This is a genomic window from Polaribacter sp. 11A2H, from assembly GCF_011379025.1.
Classification (GTDB): domain Bacteria; phylum Bacteroidota; class Bacteroidia; order Flavobacteriales; family Flavobacteriaceae; genus Polaribacter.
In genome coordinates this window covers 168,715-186,535 of the sequence record NZ_WTLD01000006.1, presented here as the reverse complement: position 1 = coordinate 186,535, position 17,821 = coordinate 168,715, and the positions used below count along the sequence as shown (strand labels likewise).

The 17,821-nt window shown below is 31.7% G+C and carries 16 protein-coding genes; 8 read left to right on the top strand and 8 right to left on the bottom strand.

Annotation, left to right across the window (positions count from 1 at the left end):
- Positions 1-201: 201 nt before the first annotated feature.
- From GQS58_RS09805 to GQS58_RS09785, 5 genes are all read right to left on the bottom strand, one after another.
- Positions 202-2,010, bottom strand: coding sequence for an acyl-CoA dehydrogenase family protein (locus GQS58_RS09805; RefSeq protein ID WP_166385349.1), 1,809 nt, complete (start codon positions 2,008-2,010; stop codon positions 202-204).
- Positions 2,011-2,109: 99 nt separating this feature from the next.
- A complete protein-coding gene (locus tag GQS58_RS09800) occupies positions 2,110-3,303 on the bottom strand; it encodes an acetyl-CoA C-acyltransferase (RefSeq protein ID WP_166385347.1) in 1,194 nt (397 codons plus the stop codon).
- A gap of 26 nt (positions 3,304-3,329) precedes the next feature.
- Positions 3,330-3,686, bottom strand: a complete 357-nt coding sequence (locus tag GQS58_RS09795; RefSeq protein ID WP_166385345.1) for a four helix bundle protein — start codon at positions 3,684-3,686, stop codon at positions 3,330-3,332.
- Between the two features lie 102 nt (positions 3,687-3,788).
- Positions 3,789-6,194 (bottom strand): 3-hydroxyacyl-CoA dehydrogenase/enoyl-CoA hydratase family protein, encoded by a 2,406-nt coding sequence (locus GQS58_RS09790; protein WP_166385343.1) that lies wholly within the window; start codon positions 6,192-6,194, stop codon positions 3,789-3,791.
- A gap of 104 nt (positions 6,195-6,298) precedes the next feature.
- A complete protein-coding gene (locus tag GQS58_RS09785; protein WP_166385341.1) occupies positions 6,299-6,760 on the bottom strand; it encodes a MarR family winged helix-turn-helix transcriptional regulator in 462 nt (153 codons plus the stop codon).
- A gap of 284 nt (positions 6,761-7,044) precedes the next feature.
- Between GQS58_RS09785 and GQS58_RS09780 the strand changes: the two genes are divergently transcribed.
- Genes GQS58_RS09780 through GQS58_RS09760 form a run of 5 tightly spaced genes read left to right on the top strand, consistent with a single transcriptional unit; the run spans position 7,045 to position 12,199 of the window.
- Positions 7,045-7,974 carry an ABC transporter ATP-binding protein gene (locus tag GQS58_RS09780; RefSeq protein WP_166385339.1) on the top strand — a complete coding sequence of 310 codons (930 nt, stop codon included), beginning with the start codon at positions 7,045-7,047 and terminating at the stop codon, positions 7,972-7,974.
- A gap of 4 nt (positions 7,975-7,978) precedes the next feature.
- Positions 7,979-9,304 carry an ABC transporter permease gene (locus GQS58_RS09775; protein WP_166385337.1) on the top strand — a complete coding sequence of 442 codons (1,326 nt, stop codon included), beginning with the start codon at positions 7,979-7,981 and terminating at the stop codon, positions 9,302-9,304.
- 11 nt (positions 9,305-9,315) lie between these two features.
- On the top strand, positions 9,316-10,158 hold the full coding sequence (locus GQS58_RS09770) for a mechanosensitive ion channel family protein (RefSeq protein ID WP_166385335.1): 843 nt from the start codon (positions 9,316-9,318) through the stop codon (positions 10,156-10,158).
- Between the two features lie 8 nt (positions 10,159-10,166).
- Positions 10,167-11,036, top strand: coding sequence for a DUF6268 family outer membrane beta-barrel protein (locus GQS58_RS09765; protein WP_166385332.1), 870 nt, complete (start codon positions 10,167-10,169; stop codon positions 11,034-11,036).
- The gene (locus GQS58_RS09760) at positions 11,036-12,199 is read left to right on the top strand and encodes a sigma-54-dependent transcriptional regulator (RefSeq protein WP_166385330.1); all 1,164 of its coding nucleotides are present in this window, start codon (positions 11,036-11,038) and stop codon (positions 12,197-12,199) included. Before GQS58_RS09765 ends, GQS58_RS09760 begins: the two co-directional genes overlap by 1 nt.
- 1 nt (position 12,200) lies before the next feature.
- On the opposite strand, the gene GQS58_RS09755 is transcribed toward GQS58_RS09760, so the two are convergent.
- Positions 12,201-12,677, bottom strand: coding sequence for an ankyrin repeat domain-containing protein (locus GQS58_RS09755; protein ID WP_166385328.1), 477 nt, complete (start codon positions 12,675-12,677; stop codon positions 12,201-12,203).
- Positions 12,678-12,843: 166 nt separating this feature from the next.
- Positions 12,844-15,018, bottom strand: a complete 2,175-nt coding sequence (gene katG, locus GQS58_RS09750) for a catalase/peroxidase HPI (protein WP_166385326.1) — start codon at positions 15,016-15,018, stop codon at positions 12,844-12,846.
- A gap of 305 nt (positions 15,019-15,323) precedes the next feature.
- On the opposite strand from katG, the gene GQS58_RS09745 reads away from it, so the two are divergent.
- From GQS58_RS09745 to GQS58_RS09735, 3 genes are all read left to right on the top strand, one after another.
- Entirely contained in the window at positions 15,324-15,965 is a 642-nt protein-coding gene (locus GQS58_RS09745) for a peroxiredoxin (RefSeq protein ID WP_166385324.1), read from the top strand.
- 80 nt (positions 15,966-16,045) lie between these two features.
- Entirely contained in the window at positions 16,046-16,354 is a 309-nt protein-coding gene (locus GQS58_RS09740; RefSeq protein WP_166385322.1) for a thioredoxin family protein, read from the top strand.
- Between the two features lie 2 nt (positions 16,355-16,356).
- Entirely contained in the window at positions 16,357-16,614 is a 258-nt protein-coding gene (locus GQS58_RS09735; protein ID WP_166385320.1) for a DUF6952 family protein, read from the top strand.
- Positions 16,615-16,756: 142 nt separating this feature from the next.
- Here GQS58_RS09735 and GQS58_RS09730 read toward each other — a convergent pair whose 3' ends face one another.
- On the bottom strand, positions 16,757-17,815 hold the full coding sequence (locus GQS58_RS09730; RefSeq protein ID WP_166385318.1) for a flavin monoamine oxidase family protein: 1,059 nt from the start codon (positions 17,813-17,815) through the stop codon (positions 16,757-16,759).
- Positions 17,816-17,821: the final 6 nt, after the last annotated feature.

Below are 17,821 nucleotides of genomic sequence, written 5' to 3'. Positions count from 1 at the left end.
GAGTTTCAAAATTAATATAATTTTAATTATTCTATGAATATTTAGAGTATAAAAAAACCATCATTAAAAATGATGGTTTTTACAACAAACAACTAATTTAATCTAAAATTAAGATTAATTTTTTACTATATTCTGATAGTCAGTTGAGTTTGAAAGAGAATTTGAAAACTTCGACAAACTCAATTTGACATCAAGAGATTTTTAGAAGCAGTATTTGTTTTCTGCTTTTACTTTTTCTGCTATTTCGTCACGTAAATCTACAATATCTGGGTAGTTTTGGTACTTCGTAAAACGTTTTAAGCCCATTAACATCATACGTTGTTCATCACCTTCCGCAAAAGAGATAATACTTTCTTTTCCTTTTTCTTCAATAATATCTACTGCATGATATAAATATAATTTAGACATTGCAATTTGAACAGATTGTGCTTCTTTGCTAGTGCGTTTTACATTTTTCTCTGTTCTTAATATTGCTGATTCAGCCATGTAGATTTCAATTAAGATATCTGAAGCTGCAATTAATAATTGTTGATGTGATTCTATTTCTTGACCATATTTTTGAAGTGCTGCACCTGCAACCATTAAAAATGTTTTCTTCAACTTAGCAATCATGTGTTTTTCTTCAGAAAATAATTCAGAATAATCTGGAGTATCAAAAGAAGGTATTCCCATTAGGCTATTTGCAACTTCTGTTGCAGGACCTAATAAATCTACATGACCTTTCATTGCTTTTTTAATTAACATACCAACAGAAAGCATTCTGTTAATTTCGTTTGTTCCTTCATAAATACGAGCAATTCTTGCATCTCTCCAAGCAGATTCCATAGGTGTTTCTTCAGAGAACCCCATTCCACCAAAAATCTGAATTCCTTCGTCTGCACAATTTTGTATGTCTTCTGAAACAGCTACTTTTAAAATAGAACATTCAATAGCATATTCTTCTACACCTTTTAATTCTGCTTCTTGATGTGTGTTTCCTGCTGCTACTCTTAAAGCAATTCTGTCTTCAATATCTTTAGAAGCTCTATATGTAGCAGATTCACCAACATAAGCATTGGTTGCCATTTCAGCTAATTTTACTTTAATGGCACCAAAATCTGAAATAGGTGTTTTAAATTGTTTACGTTCGTTTGCATATTTTACTGCATGTGTAACAATTCTTCTTTGAGAATCTAAACAAGCAGCGGCTAATTTAATTCGTCCAACATTTAAAGCATTCATGGCAATTTTAAAGCCTTCACCACGCCCTGCTAACATGTTTTCTACAGGAACTACAGTGTCATTAAAAAAGACCTGTCTAGTAGAACTTGCTCTAATACCTAATTTATGTTCTTCCTCTCCCAATGTAATTCCATTCGGATTTTCCTTATCAAACTCAACAATAAAACCAGTAATATTTTTATCACCTTCTATACGAGCAAAAACAATCATTAAACGACAAAAACCTGCGTTAGAAATCCACATTTTTTGACCGTTAATTTTGTATGACTTTCCATCAGCAGATAATTCAGCGGTAGTTTTACCAGAATTTGCATCAGATCCAGCACCTGGTTCTGTTAAGCAGTAGGCTCCAAACCACTCACCAGTAGCTAATTTTGGTACGTATTTTTGTTTCTGTTCTTCGGTTCCGTATAAGGTAATAGGCATAGTTCCAATTCCTGTATGTGCACCAAAAGCAGTACTAAAAGAACCTGTACCAGAAGAAATATAATCACACGTTAAAACGGTAGAAACAAAGCCCATTCCCAATCCTTCATAAGCTTCAGGAACAGCTACACCTAAAAAACCTAATTCACCAGCTTTACGCATTACTTCTTCTGTAAGTGCAAAGTCTTTAGCTTCAAAGCGTGCTTTATGCGGAATGATTTCTCTGTCATTAAATTCCATTACCGCTTCCTTCATCATCTGTTGCTCCTCAGAAAAATCTTCTGGAGTAAATACATCTTCACAGTTTGTTTCCTTTACAAGGAATTGTCCACCTCTTAATAAATCTTTTTTTGATGCTTCCATATTTTATTTTTTGAATTCTAGACAACTAGATAATAGATGCTAGACTGTTTGTTTTAATATTTATTTTAGACTATACTCTAGGCTTTATTTGCTTGATTTCTAACTCAGAAACTCAAACACACCTGCAGCACCTTGACCTGTACCAACACACATGGTTACCATTCCGTATTTATTTTTCATGTTTCGTTTACGCATTTCATCAAATAATTGCACAGATAATTTTGCGCCTGTGCAACCTAATGGATGACCTAAAGCAATGGCTCCACCATTTACATTTACAATGTCTTGGTTTAAATTTAGCTCACGCATTACTGCTAAAGACTGAGAAGCAAATGCTTCATTCAATTCAATTAAATCAATATCTTTTTGTTGCAAACCTGCTTGTTTTAAAACTTTAGGGATTGCAGCAACAGGACCAATTCCCATAATTCTAGGTTCTACACCCGCAGCAGCATAATTTACTACTCTGGCAATTGGTTCTAGATTTAATTCTTTCACCATTTCTTCACTCATTACCATTACAAAAGCAGCTCCATCACTCATTTGAGATGAGTTACCAGCAGTTACACTTCCGCCAGCAGCAAAAACCGGACGTAATTTATTTAAAATAGCTGTTGAGGTTCCTGCTCTTGGACCTTCATCTTTATTTACGATATACTTTTTTGTAGCTTTTTTTCCGTTTGCATCTAAATAAGTTTCTTCAACTTCAATAGGAACTATTTGGTCTTGAAAACGATTTTCTGCTTGTGCTTTTAAAGCTTTCATGTGAGAGTTGAATGCAAATTCATCTTGGTCTTTTCTAGAAACCTTAAATTGATTTGCTACCGCCTCTGCAGTGTTTCCCATTCCCCAATAATAATCTGCATGACCAGATTTAATGGTGTCATAATTTAATTCTGGTTTAAAACCTGTCATCGGTACAGAGCTCATGCTTTCTGCTCCACCTGCAATAATACAACTTGCCATTCCTGCATTAATTTTAGCTGCTGCCATGGCAATGGTTTCTAATCCAGACGAACAGAAACGGTTTACAGTTACACCAGGAACATCCACCGAATTTAATCCTATTAAAGAAATAAATCGTGCCATATTTAATCCTTGTGCTCCTTCTGGCATTGCGTTACCAACCATAACATCATCGATACGTTTTACGTCTAAATTTGGTAATTCTTTCATCATGTGCTGAATGGTTTCGGCACCTAATTCGTCTGCACGTTTAAAGCGAAAAACACCTTTTGGGGCTTTTGCAACTGCAGTTCTGTATGCTTTTACTATATATGCTTGTTTTGTCATTAGTATTAAGATTTTAGTATAAAGAATTAAGACTTAGTAAGTGATTTTTGAAGAGAGAAATTCATTCTTGTTACTTCAAGTATTTCATTTATAATGGGTCTTACATTTTCTTCAGTAATTAAATTTAATCTTTTAGATAAATATAATTGAGTTAATAATTCATAAGAAGAACCATTTGCAATTCCTAAAAATTGCTTAAATTCTCCATTGGTATTTCTTCCTGCTCCTTCAGAAATGTTAGAAGGTATAGAAACAGCACTTCTTCTTAGTTGAGATGTCAATCCATATTTTTCCTCTTTAGGAAAATTTCTGGAAGCTTGATAACACTTTTCTGTTATATCCATTGCTTTTTGCCATATTTTCAAATCTTCAAACCTGTGCATATTAATTAGTATTAAGATTGTTAGTAATAAGAATTAAGTACAAAATATTATAGAAAACCTTTTTCATAAAGATGCTCAGTCTTAATACTTTGTTCTCAATACTTAATTCCTAAGTGGTTTCCCCGTCTTCAACATTGCTTGAATTCTCTCTAACGTTTTTCTTTCCGTACATAAACTCAAAAAAGCTTCCCTTTCTAAATCTAATAGATACTGTTCTGTAACTAAAGTAGGTTCAGATAAATCTCCTCCAGCCATTACGTATGCCAGTTTATTAGCTATTTTCATGTCATGTTCAGAAATATACTTAGAATGCTCCATAGAATCTGTTCCTACTAAAAACATACCCAAAGCTTGTTTACCTAAAACCTTAACATCTTTACGTCTTGCAGGTTGAGTATAACCACTTTCTGCCATTAATTTTGCGTGTGCTTTTGCAGTTGCTATTTGTCTGTCTTTATTAACAACAATAACATCTTTTCCTTTTTGAAGTAAGCCTAAATCGAATGCTTCATACGCAGAAGTAGATACTTTTGCCATACCAATAGTTAAGAAGTTTTCTTGCAAAACGTTTAATTCAACGTCTCCTTTTTGAAAAGAATCTGATGCTCTTAAAGCCATTTCTTTAGAACCACCACCACCAGGAATTACACCAACTCCAAACTCTACTAATCCCATATAGGTTTCTGCAGCAGCAACTACTTTATCTGCATGTAACGAAATTTCACAACCACCACCTAAAGCCATTCCATGAGGAGCAGAAATAGTTGGTATAGATGAATAACGCATACGCATCATGGTATCTTGAAAATATTTAATGGCATAATTTAGTTCATCATATTCTTGCTCTACGGCCATCATAAAAATCATACCAATATTTGCTCCAACAGAGAAGTTTGCTGCTTGGTTACCAACAACCAAACCTTGAAAATCTTTTTCGGCTAAATCTATTCCTTTATTAATACCGGCTAAAACATCACCACCAATCGTATTCATTTTAGATTGGAACTCTATATTTAAAATTCCGTCTCCAATATCTTCAATAACAACACCAGAATTTTTAAATACTTCGTTTGATTTTCTAATGTTATCTAAAATAATAAAACCATCTTGACCTGGTTTCTTTGTCTGAGATTTAGAAGGAATATCATAAAAATAAGTAGCACCTTCTTTAACTGAATAGAAAGATTTAGAACCAGAAGCTAACATTTCTGTTACCCAAGTTGCAGGTTCTGCTCCTTCAGCTTTCATTAATTCAATTCCTTTTTCTACACCAATTGCATCCCAAATTTCGAAAGGACCATTTTCCCAACCGAATCCCGCTTTCATGGCGTCATCAATCTTATACAATTCATCAGAAATTTCTGGAATTCTATTTTGAACATACGCAAACATTGCTGCAAAGTTCTTTCTGTAGAATTCTCCAGCTTTATCTTTTCCTCCAACCAACACTTTAAAACGGTCAATTGGCTTATCAATCGTTTTCGTAAGTTCTAAAGTTGCAAATTTTGCTCTTTTAGAAGAACGATATTCTAAAGTATCTAAGTCTAAAGTTAAAATTTCTTTTTTACCTTCAGTATTTACTGTTTTTTTATAGAAACCTTGTCCGGTTTTACTTCCCAACCATTTGTTTTCCATCATTTTATTGATGAATTCTGGAAGTTTAAATAAATCGTGAGCTTCATCATCAGGACAGTTTTCATAGATTCCGTTTGCAACGTGTACAAGCGTATCTAAACCAACAACATCCACAGTTCTAAAAGTAGCAGATTTTGGTCTTCCAATAACCGGACCTGTTAATTTATCGACTTCTTCAACTGTTAAGCCTAATTCTTTTACTTGATGGAATAAAGATTGAATTCCGAAAATTCCAATTCTATTCCCAATAAAAGCAGGAGTATCTTTTGCTAAAACAGAAGTTTTACCTAAAAATTTTTCTCCGTACATCATTAAGAAGTCAGTAACTTCTTGTTTACAGTCTGGACCAGGAACAACCTCAAAAAGTTTTAAATATCTTGGAGGATTAAAAAAGTGAGTAACCGCAAAATGTTTCTGAAAATCTTCACTTCTTCCTTCGTTCATAAATTGAATAGGAATACCAGAAGTGTTAGAAGAAATAATAGTACCAGGCTTTCTGTATTTCTCTAGTTTATCAAAAACAATTTTTTTAATGTCTAGTCTTTCTACAACAACCTCCATAATCCAATCTACATCCGCAACTTTTGCAATATCATCATCTAAATTACCTGTGGTAATTCTATTTGCAAATTTTTGATTATAGATAGGAGATGGTTTAGATTTAAGGGAAGCTGTGAGTGCGTCATTTACTAAACGATTTCTTACAACTTTGTCTTCGAGGGTTAGTCCTTTAGCCTTTTCTTTGTCGTTTAATTCTCTTGGCACAATGTCCAATAAAAGAACTTCAACTCCAATGTTTGCAAAATGACAAGCAATTCCGCTTCCCATAATTCCAGAGCCAATGATTGCTACTTTTTTAATTCTTCTAGTCATTTGTTTTTAAAATTTTTTGACGTTTGATTTAAAAAGAAATAAGATGTAAGACTTTTTGTATTCAGTCTAATTATCTCAGGTCATTCAGTCTTTAGTCAATTTTGTTATACTACTTTATTTTTATTGGCATTTTCGTAAATATCTTTGTCTGCTATTAGTTTGTTAATGGTAGATGTTACTTTAAAAAATCCTGCTAAATCTTCTTCAGAAACATTTTCCATTACGGTTTCATTAAACTGTATTACATACGCTTTAGATATTTTACGCATTTCTTTGCCATACTCAGTTAATTTGATGATGACACTTCTACCGTCATCTGGGTTTTTCTCTCTAGAAATAGCCCCTTTATCTTCCATCGTTTTTAATATTCTAGAAAGACTTGTAGGTTCCATTCCCATTAAAGGGCCTAAAGCTGTAGATGGCGTACCGTTTAGCTTGTCTATATTTAATAAAACAAATGCGGTAGCCATTGTACTATCATGTTTTACGGCCTGCTCGTTATACACTTTAGCAACTGCTTGCCAAGTTGCTCTGAGCTCATGATCTATCGATTTTAATTTATTCATTATGTCAAATATATAAAAATTTATTATGCATGCATAGTAAATTCAGGAAAAGTTATGCGTGCATAGTAAATTTTAACAAATAATTTAGCCTTTTTAAGACCACATACTTGTGTTTCTTAAGTTGCGTTTTTATAATTATTATCTAAAAGGAGACCTTTTGTTTTTATTAATTGAAGTCTTTTTAAATTATATTGTAACGTTTTATCAAGTTTTTATACTAATCTTTTTAAAATATGTAAGTTTGTGATTACTGAGAACTTTCAGAAAAAAATTATTAAGAGGCAATGAAAAATTTATTAGAAGTTAATAATGTTGTAAAAAATTATGGTGATTTTAGAGCATTAAATGATGTTTCATTACATATACCTAAAGGATGTGTTTTTGGATTATTAGGTCCAAATGGAGCAGGAAAAACATCTTTAATTAGAATAATCAACCAAATAACAATGCCAGATAGCGGATCTATTATTTTAGATGGAGAAGTATTGGCACCGCATCATACAGCACAAATTGGCTATTTACCAGAAGAACGTGGTTTGTATAAATCTATGAAAGTAGGAGAACAAGCTTTGTATTTAGCACAATTAAAAGGATTGAGTAAAGCTGAAGCAAAAAAACGTTTAAAATATTGGTTTGATAAATTTGATATTTCTGCTTGGTGGAATAAGAAAATTGAAGAACTTTCTAAGGGAATGGCACAAAAAGTACAATTTATTGTAACGGTGATGCACAATCCTAAATTATTAATTTTTGATGAACCTTTTTCTGGATTCGATCCTATAAACGCGCAATTAATTGCTAAAGAAATTTTACAACTTCGTGATGAAGGTGCAACCATTATTTTTTCTACCCACAGAATGGAATCTGTAGAAGAAATGTGCGATGAAATTGCTCTGATTGATAAATCGAACAAAATTTTAGACGGTAAGTTAGACGATATTAAGCGTCAGTTTAGAACGCATACGTTTCAAGTAGGCTTGCATACTGATCATCCTAAGGAAGTGGAAGCGAAATTAAAAGAGAATTTTGAGGTTTTTCCATCAAACTTTAAATTATTGAATGACAGTTTAACTATGAATATAAAATTAACAGAAGGAAATACTGCAAACGATTTGTTATCATTTTTAACAAGTAAGGGAGAAGTGCAGCATTTTGTAGAGTTGATACCAAGTGCAAATGATATTTTTATTCAGGCAATAAATAAGAACAATTAATAAAATGAGCAAGTTAAAACTAATTATACAGAGAGAGTTTATTGCAAAGGTTCGTAACAAATCTTTTATAATGATGACTTTTTTAAGTCCGTTATTAATGATTGGTATGGGGGCTTTGGTGTATTTTCTGATGCAAAAAAATGATGAGAAAGTTAAAGAAATCGTTTATGTAGATAATTCTGGGTTGTTTTCTAAAGAAGATTTTAAAGATTCTAAAACCATTCATTATACAGATTATACTGCTTTAGGAATTGAAGAAACAAAGAATAAGGTTGAAGAGGGAGATTATTACGGAGCACTAATTATCCCGAAACAAGATAGTTTAGAATTGTTGGCAAAATCGATAGAGTTTTATTCTACAGACTCCCCGGGAATGTCTGTTATGAGTTCTATGGAAAATAAAATTGAAACTAAAATTAGGCATGTAAAATTGAATAATTTTGGTATTGATATAGAAAAAATAGAAGCTTCTAAGATTAATACAGATATTAAAATGTATAATTTTTCTGGTGAAGAATCATCCAAATTAATAAACGGATTAAAAATAGGAGTCGGGGCTATTGCTGGTTACTTATTAATGATGTTTGTAATGATTTATGGTACTTCTGTAATGAGAAGTGTTATTGAGGAAAAGACAAGTAGAATTATAGAAATTATTGTTTCGTCTGTAAAACCATTCCAACTAATGTTGGGTAAAATTTTAGGAAATGCCTCTGCCGGTTTACTGCAGTTTTTAATTTGGGGTATTATACTATCTGTTATTTTGTTTGTTGCTCAGTCTGTTTTTGGAGTAGATATGGTAGAAGTACAATCTGCAAGAATACCTGCGGAACAAATGGATGCTGTACAACAAGCAACAGCAGGAGATAAAGGTCAGATGATTGTACAAGAAATTCTGAAACTACCAATTTTAAAAATGTTTGTGTTATTTATTTTTTACTTTCTAGGTGGTTTTATGTTGTATAGTTCTTTATTTGCAGCTGTTGGTGCTGCTGTAGACAATGAAACAGATACACAACAATTTATGATGCCAATAATGTTACCTCTTATTTTAGGAGTTTATGTTGGTTTTGCAACCGTTATAAATGATCCTCACGGATCTATTGCCGTATTGTTTTCTCATATTCCGTTTACAAGTCCTATTGTAATGTTAATGAGAGTTCCTTTTGGTGTTTCTTGGTATGAATTGGTAATTTCTATGGCATTATTGTTAGTCACATTTGTATTTATGGTTTGGTTAGCAGCTAAAATTTATAGAGTAGGTATTTTAATGTATGGTAAAAAAGCTACCTATAAAGATTTGTATAAATGGCTAAAATATAAAGGATAATACTAGTTTTAATGAGAAAAATATTAGATTTTATAAATTCAAACTATGTAATAACAGATACTTTTAGTATCAGTATTCTGGATGTTCTTATTTTGACAATTACTTTAACAACTGCTTCTGTAGTGATAAGATTGTTCAAAAAAATAGTTAATAGAAAATTACTGCCAGAGAATGAATTAAAGGTTAGAAGTATTTTTTCTTATTTAACTTGGATTATCTATGTAGTTATTTTTTTAGTAACTATAAGTAAAATGGGGGTAAACTTAACGGCACTTTTTGCAGCATCTGCAGCACTTTTAATTGGTGTTGGTTTGGCTTTGCAAACGTTATTTCAAGATATTATTTCGGGTGTTTTTATAATGATTGATAAATCTGTGCATGCTGGAGATATTATTGAGTTAGAAGGGAAAGTTGGTAGAGTAGAGGAAATAAAATTAAGAACCACTAGAGCGGTTACCTTAAATAATAAAGTATTAATAATCCCTAATCATTTATATTTAACCAACAGTTTGTATAATTGGACACAAAATGGCACTACCACAAGAGAATCTGTAAAAGTTGGAGTTGCTTATGGTAGCGACGTACAATTGGTAAAAGAATTGTTAATTAAAGCTGCAAAATCTCACCCAAGTGTTTTAGTTAGTCCACCAGTTTCGGTGCTTTTTGAAGATTTTGGAGATAGTTCGTTAAACTTTAAAGTAGTATTTACACTTGCAGATAGTTTTAAAGCACAATATCCACAAAGTGATATTCGTTTTGAAATAGATAGATTATTTAGAGAACACAATATTTCAATTCCATTTCCTCAAAGAGATATTCATGTTTATTCTAATACGCAAGGACTTGTTAAATAAGGATTAAAATGAAGAGATGTATAATTGTTTTAGTATTATTTGTTAGTTTAATAACAAATGCACAGTTAACAGATTTGGCTAGAATAGAATATTCTTTTATTCCTAAAAAAGAATCTGATGATCAATATACTAGAATTAGAGCGTTGTTTAATTATCCTATAAAAATAAAAGAAGATAGTTATTTAATAATTGGTTCAGAATTTAATAGAATTTTTTTAAATTTAAAAGATGAATATCCTTTTGATACCTCGTTATTAGAAAACATTAATGTTATTGATTTAAATTTAGCATATACTCATAAAATGAGCGATCATTGGAGAGTTGCTTATAGTTTTACGCCTAGGTTAGCTGCAACCTTAACCCACAAAATAACAAGCGAAGATTTTTTTATTAACGGAGGTCTTTTTTTTATAAAAGATAGAACAAAAGATAAAAGCTTAGCAAAACCATATCGTTTAACTTTGGGCTTAACCTATAATACAACTGCGGGTATTCCTTTTCCATTACCATTAATAAATTACTTTAGGCAAGTAGATGAGAAATGGTCTTATACGGTTGGTGTGCCTAAAATGAATGTAAAATACAAAATAAACCCAGTAAACAGTCTACAATCTTTTGTAGGTTTAGATGGTTATTTTGCACATTTAAAGACGCCAATAATTATAAATAATAAAGAAGCAGACAATATATCTTTATCTGTATTGGTAGCAGGTTTAGGCTATGACTATCAGTTTACAAAGCATTTAGTGTTATTTGCTTATAGTGGTTACACTGTTAGATTGAGTAATGTTTTAAGAGATAAAGACAGAAAGAATGTATATACTTTAGATAAAGTAAATGCGTTTTATTTAAGAACAGGTATTAAATTTAAAATATAATGTCAAAGATTTTAATTATAGAAGATGAAGCTGCTATTAGAAGAGTTTTAACAAAAATTATTTCTGAAGAAAATGAAACTTATCATGTTGAAGAAGCAGAAGATGGTTTGTTAGGGATAGAGATGATTATGAATAATGATTACGATTTGGTTTTATGTGATATTAAAATGCCAAAAATGGATGGTGTTGAGGTATTAGAAAAGGCGAAGAAAATAAAACCAGAAATTCCGATTGTTATGATTTCTGGGCACGGAGATTTAGACACAGCTGTAAATACAATGCGTTTAGGTGCTTTTGATTATATTTCTAAACCACCAGATTTAAATAGACTTTTAAATACAGTTAGAAATGCTTTGGATAAAAAAGTATTGATTGTAGAAAATAAAAGGTTGAAGAAGAAGGTTAGTAAAAACTACGAAATGATTGGTGAAAGTGCGGCAATTTCTCAGATAAAAGAGATGATTGAAAAAGTAGCACCAACAGATGCAAGAGTTTTAGTAACCGGACCTAATGGAACAGGAAAAGAATTGGTTGCACATTGGTTGCACGAAAAATCAGATAGATCTAAAGGTTCTTTAATAGAGGTAAACTGTGCTGCAATTCCATCAGAATTAATAGAAAGTGAATTATTTGGTCATGTAAAAGGTTCTTTTACCGGAGCAAATAAAGACAGGGCAGGTAAATTTGAAGCAGCAAACGGGGGAACTATTTTTTTAGATGAAATAGGGGATATGAGTTTGTCTGCACAAGCAAAAGTATTACGTGCTTTGCAAGAAAATAAAATTCAGCGTGTTGGTTCTGATAGAGATATTAAAGTAAATGTTAGAATTGTTGCTGCGACTAATAAAAACCTTAAAGTTGAAATAGAAGAAGGTAGATTTAGAGAAGATTTATACCACAGGTTAGCGGTTATCTTAATTCAAGTTCCATCTTTAAATGATAGAAGAGAAGATATTCCGTTATTAGTGGATTTTTTTACTGATAAAATTTCTGTAGAACAAGGAACTCCTAAAAAAGCATTTTCATCTGCTGCCATAAAGTTATTACAAGAATATGATTGGACAGGTAATATACGAGAATTAAGAAATGTAGTAGAGCGTTTAATTATTTTAGGAGAAAAAGAAGTCTCTGCAAACGATATTAAGATGTTTGCAAGTAAGTAGCTTACGTAGTTTCTAATAAGCTAATAATTTCTGTAAAACCTTTTGATTTTGCAATATCTAAGGCAGATTTGTTTTCTTTGTCTTTAAGAGATAAATCTGCATTTTGTTTCAATAAAAATGCCACCATTTTTGGTTGATTATACATGGTTGCAAAAATTAAAGGTGTATAACCAAGATTATTTTGTACGTTAATATTTGCATTATTTTTTAAAAGGAGTGCTGCTATATCAGTATTTCCTTTAAAAGCAACACCTAATAATGCAGTGTTTCCTTTTGCATCACTATAATTTACATTTGCCTTGTTATTAATAAGGGCTTCTGCAATTTCTATTTTATTAAAATAGGTTGCAAAAACTAATGGTGTAAAACCTCTTTTATCTAGTCTATTTGCCAATTCTGGAAACCTTTTTAAAAGTGTTTCTATTACATCGATATTTGCAGATTGAATTGCTTCAAAAAAAGTATTTAAAATATTCATAAGTAGTGTGTTTATTATAAGAGACTGTTTAAAAAGCATTAAATCTTGTCATGCTGAATTTGTTTCAGTATTTTAACTTACTGAAATTCAATCTTCATAAGAATCTGAAATAAATTCAGATTGACAAAAAAACGTGCTTTTTAGCCAGCCTCTTTTTTAAAATTAATTATTTAACATCAAATCTATCAGCATTCATCACTTTTGTCCAAGCTTTTACAAATGCATTTACAAATTTTTCTTTATTATCATCTTGCGCATATACTTCCGCGTAAGAGCGTAAAATAGAGTTAGAACCAAATACTAAATCTACACTGGTTGCAGACCATTTAAAAGTATCCGTTTTACGGTCTCTAATTTCATATAAACCTGCACCAACAGAATTCCAAGTATTTCCCATATCTGTTAAATTTACAAAGAAATCATTGGTTAAAGCACCTTCATTATCTGTAAAAACGCCATGTTTAGTTCCGTCGTAATTAGTACCTAGAACTCTCATTCCTCCAATTAAAATTGTCATTTCTGGAGCAGTTAAACCTAAAAGTTGTGTTTTATCTAACATCAATTCTTCCGGACTAACAATGTACTCTTGCTTTAACCAGTTTCTATATCCGTCTGCAATTGGCTCTAAAGGTTCAAAAGAGGCTGCATCTGTCATTTCATCTGTAGCATCTCCACGACCAGCAGTAAAAGGAACAGTGGTATTAAAACCTGCATTTTTAATTGATTTTTCTACACCAACATTACCCGCTAAAACAATGGTATCAGCAATACTAATTCCAAATTCTGTGGCTATAGGAGTTAAAATACCTAAAACTTTGTTTAATCTTTCTGGTTCATTACCAGCCCAATCTTTTTGAGGAGCTAAACGAATACGAGCACCATTTGCTCCTCCACGCATATCAGAACCTCTATAAGTCCTTGCGCTATCCCAAGCAGTAGCAACTAATTCTGGTATCGTTAAATCGGTATTTGAAATTTTTTCCTTAACTAGGTTTACGTCATATTCTTTCTTTCCTTTAGGAATTGGATCTTGCCAAATTAAATCTTCAGAAGGTACATCCGGACCGTAATATCTAACTTTTGGTCCCATATCTCTGTGCGTTAACTTAAACCAAGCACGTGCAAACGTTTCAGAAAAATATTGGTGATCTTTACTGAATTTCTCACAGATTTTACGATAAATAGGATCTACTTTCATCGCCATATCTGCATCTGTCATCATAGGATTTGAACGAATAGAAGGATCTTCTACATCTACCGGTTTATCTTCTTCTTTAATATTAATCGGTGCCCATTGTGTAGCTCCTGCCGGACTTTTTGTTAATTCCCACTCATAACCAAACAAAAGGTGGAAATAACCATTATCCCATTTTGTAGGTTCTGTAGTCCATGCACCTTCTATTCCACTTGTTACCGTATCTCTACCAACACCAGATCTGGTAGGGTTAGACCAACCTAAACCTTGGTTTTCTGTAGGGGCTGCTTCTGGTTCTGGGCCTAATTTACTAGCATCTCCATTTCCGTGTGCTTTACCAACTGTATGACCTCCCGCAGTTAAAGCCGCTGTTTCTTCATCATCCATTGCCATACGAGCAAAAGTTTCTCTAATATGTAGCGCTGTTTTTGCAGGGTTAGATTTACCGTTAACACCTTCTGGGTTTACATAAACTAAGCCCATTTGTACAGCTGCTAATGGGTTTTCCATTGTGCTAGGATCTTCTACATCATTATAACGCTCATCACTTGGTGCTAACCATTCTTTTTCATTACCCCAATACGTATCTTTTTCTGGTTGCCAAATATCTGGCCTACCAAATGCAAAACCATATGTTTTTAAACCCATAGATTCATAAGCAATGGTGCCAGCCAAAATAATTAAATCTGCCCAACTTAATTTGTTCCCATATTTTTTCTTAATCGGCCAAAGTAAACGTCTTGCTTTGTCTAAACTAGCATTGTCTGGCCAAGAATTTAAAGGCGCAAAACGTTGGTTTCCGCCACCTCCACCACCACGTCCATCACTAACTCTGTAAGAGCCTGCAGAGTGCCAAGATAAACGAATCATTAATCCTCCATAGTGTCCCCAATCTGCTGGCCACCAATCCTTACTATCAGTCATTAATTTTGTTACATCTTCTTTTAAAGCATCAATATTAAGGCCCTTTAGCGCTTCATGATAATTAAAGTCTTCACCAAGTGGGTTTACTTTTGTGTCATGCTGATGTAAAATATCTAAATTTAAAGAATTAGGCCACCAGTCGTTATTTGTTTCATTCGTAGTATTTCCTCCGTGAAAAGGACATTTAGAAATATCTCCAGAAGTATCTTTTAAGTTTTCCATTATGTATATATTTTAAATTTTATGTTTTAATTTTCGACAAAACTACAATATGTTTTTAAATAAATTTTATCTATTGTTTTTATATTAAAATAGTTAAAAACTATAAATATAGTTTTTTTTAAAAGCATTATTTTTTTATACAGAATATTTAGTATAGCGTTAATCTATTTACAGCTCTTTTAAGTATAGTAAATAGTTATAGTGATATCAAAAGTTACCATTATAATTTCTACTTTTTTTTTTCTTTATTTTTATCTTTGTACCAGTAAAAATTAGAACATTAATAATTATAAAATTTATATAGAATGGCAACAGCAGTTGGAAAAAAATTCCCAGATTTAAATGTAGACGCAATGAATGAAATGGGTGATACATTTAAAGTTAATGTATTAGAAGAAGCAGTAAATAACAAAAAGAAAGTGTTATTATTCTGGTATCCAAAAGATTTTACATTTGTTTGTCCTACAGAGTTACACGCTTTTCAAGCAGCTTTAGGAGAATTTGAAAAAAGAAATACCATTGTAATTGGTGCTTCTTGTGATACTCCAGAAGTTCACTTTGCATGGTTAAGTACTTCTAAAGATAATGGAGGTATAGAAGGTGTTACATACCCAATTTTAGCAGATAGTAACAGAAATTTATCTTCTATCTTAGGGATCTTAGATATTACCAATGAAACTTTTGATGAAGCTTCACAAACAATTCAAGTAGAAGGAGATAATGTAACTTATAGAGCTACTTATTTAATTGATGAAGAAGGAACTGTTTTTCATGAAGGTATTAATCACATGCCAGTAGGTAGAAATGTAAATGAATTTTTACGTTTAATTGATGCTTATGCGCACGTACAATCTCATGGAGAGGTTTGTCCTGCAAACTGGGAAGAAGGTAAAGAAGCAATGGCTCCTAATGCAAAAGGAACTGCTGCATATTTAGCATCTAACTAAAAAATAAATTGTTAAAAGGAAAAAGTTCGTGTGAATTCGGGGGAATGAGCACGGGCTACTTTCCTATTATATATTAAAATATGGTACAAGAATTAAGTCAAGATAATTTAGCAAATATAGTTGCTGACAATAAGAAAGTAGTAGTACAGTATGCTGCAACTTGGTGTGGAAACTGTAGAATTATGAAACCAAAATTTAAAAAATTATCTTCAGAAAATGAAGAGATGGTTTTTGTAATTGCAGATGCAGAAAAATTTCCTGAAAGCAGAAAATTAGCAGATGTTAGTAATTTACCAACATTTGCCACTTTTGTAGACGGAAAACTTGTAAACCAAACACAAACAAACAAGTTAGATGTTTTAAAGGAACTTGTAAACGAAGTTGTTTAATTATGAAACTACCTGTAATAAAACATTTAACTAATTTTATCGAAGAAAACGATCAAGATTATGTGTTAGAAACAATTGAAACTTTAGAAGCTTTAACAGAAGTTCCTTCTTTAAAAGATGACGAATTAGATGTTATTGGCGAGATAATTTCTAATATGTATGGTGCTCTTGAAGTTGATAAAATGGTAAAAGATGGTACACCAAAGAAAGAGGCGTTAAATACTTTTATGAAACGTGTTTTAGGTTCTATTGATAAATAAATAGTAACTATGTGTAGTGTATAGAATCTCAAGTGAAAGCTTGAGATTTTTTTGTTTTATAATGCCTGGTAAAGCGTAATAGATTTTTTTTATTTTCTGATATTGTTTTACGAGAGATGTGTTATTCGATTTATTATAACAGCTATAGAAATTTGTTTTGCAGTTGTGCTGTAACCTCATTTCCTCTATAAATGGCACCTTCCATATAACCACCGTAACTGGTTGAAGTTTCTGAACCAGCAATTATAAATTTACCTTTTAGAAATTCTTTCTGATAAACGGAATGTCCATTATTAAAATGTGGATTGATAAAATTGTTGTTTTCAAAATTTAAAAAACCTTCTTTATTCCATACTTTTTCTTCATAAGAAAGATAGTTTAGTCCATCTTTACCAAAGAATTTAAAGAGTTGTTCTTGTATTTTTTTCTCTCTATTTTCTTTTGATTCATTTGACAAAGCACCATTTAAAAATCCCATTAAAGCAAAACGGTTATTCTCAAAATTAGAATGATCGTACATTTCTGTAAACGGACCAACATTACTATACCCAACACCAGATAAACCTTGTTCTTTCCAAAACGGAGTTTTATAAACGATTGCAAATTTTATAGAATCTTTCATCCAGGTGTGTGTGTTATTTGCAATTTGTATGAGCTTTGTGTCTAATTCTGAAGTAAATAAAACTGAATTCACTAATAGTTGAGGTGGAATTGTAGAAACAACTACATCAGCAATAAATGCTGATTTTTCGGTGCTTACTTTTATACCCGTTTTAGTATCGTCAATTTTTAAAACTTTCTCGTTTAATTGAATTTCATCTTCAGTAAAATCTTTTATCAATTCGTCTAATATTGTTGCCGTTCCTCCAACAATTCTATAACTAATTTCTTGGTTTTTTGGCACTTTAAAACGCTGTGGTAAATTGTTACTTGCAGATTCAAACAAAGCGTCTCCATTCATATTTTGTTCAAATAAAGAGATGTTTAATTCTTTACAAACTTTTAATAATGCTTCATTATACCTCCAAAGCCAAGTTGCACCTAATTCAACTTTTGTATCATTTACTTTTTTAGTGTAAACTCTACCACCAATTCTATTGTTGGCTTCTAAAATTTGGATTGAAAAGCCCGCTTTTTTTAATTTATAGCCTAAATAAATACCTGAAATTCCTGCGCCAAGAATAATAATTTTTTTCTTCATTTTGAT

Bases quoted from the DNA above. Each gene is read 5' to 3' on its own strand.
- GQS58_RS09790 (WP_166385343.1), bottom strand. From the start codon at position 6,194: ATGACTAGAAGAATTAAAAAAGTAGCAATCATTGGCTCTGGAATTATG.
- GQS58_RS09795 (WP_166385345.1), bottom strand. From the start codon at position 3,686: ATGCACAGGTTTGAAGATTTGAAAATATGGCAAAAAGCAATGGATATA.
- GQS58_RS09805 (WP_166385349.1), bottom strand. From the start codon at position 2,010: ATGGAAGCATCAAAAAAAGATTTATTAAGAGGTGGACAATTCCTTGTA.
- GQS58_RS09800 (WP_166385347.1), bottom strand. From the start codon at position 3,303: ATGACAAAACAAGCATATATAGTAAAAGCATACAGAACTGCAGTTGCA.
- GQS58_RS09755 (WP_166385328.1), bottom strand. From the start codon at position 12,677: ATGAATATTTTAAATACTTTTTTTGAAGCAATTCAATCTGCAAATATC.
- GQS58_RS09765 (WP_166385332.1), top strand. From the start codon at position 10,167: ATGAAGAGATGTATAATTGTTTTAGTATTATTTGTTAGTTTAATAACA.
- GQS58_RS09780 (WP_166385339.1), top strand. From the start codon at position 7,045: ATGAAAAATTTATTAGAAGTTAATAATGTTGTAAAAAATTATGGTGAT.
- GQS58_RS09785 (WP_166385341.1), bottom strand. From the start codon at position 6,760: ATGAATAAATTAAAATCGATAGATCATGAGCTCAGAGCAACTTGGCAA.
- GQS58_RS09735 (WP_166385320.1), top strand. From the start codon at position 16,357: ATGAAACTACCTGTAATAAAACATTTAACTAATTTTATCGAAGAAAAC.
- GQS58_RS09730 (WP_166385318.1), bottom strand. From the start codon at position 17,815: ATGAAGAAAAAAATTATTATTCTTGGCGCAGGAATTTCAGGTATTTAT.
- GQS58_RS09760 (WP_166385330.1), top strand. From the start codon at position 11,036: ATGTCAAAGATTTTAATTATAGAAGATGAAGCTGCTATTAGAAGAGTT.
- GQS58_RS09770 (WP_166385335.1), top strand. From the start codon at position 9,316: ATGAGAAAAATATTAGATTTTATAAATTCAAACTATGTAATAACAGAT.
- GQS58_RS09745 (WP_166385324.1), top strand. From the start codon at position 15,324: ATGGCAACAGCAGTTGGAAAAAAATTCCCAGATTTAAATGTAGACGCA.
- GQS58_RS09775 (WP_166385337.1), top strand. From the start codon at position 7,979: ATGAGCAAGTTAAAACTAATTATACAGAGAGAGTTTATTGCAAAGGTT.
- katG (WP_166385326.1), bottom strand. From the start codon at position 15,018: ATGGAAAACTTAAAAGATACTTCTGGAGATATTTCTAAATGTCCTTTT.
- GQS58_RS09740 (WP_166385322.1), top strand. From the start codon at position 16,046: ATGGTACAAGAATTAAGTCAAGATAATTTAGCAAATATAGTTGCTGAC.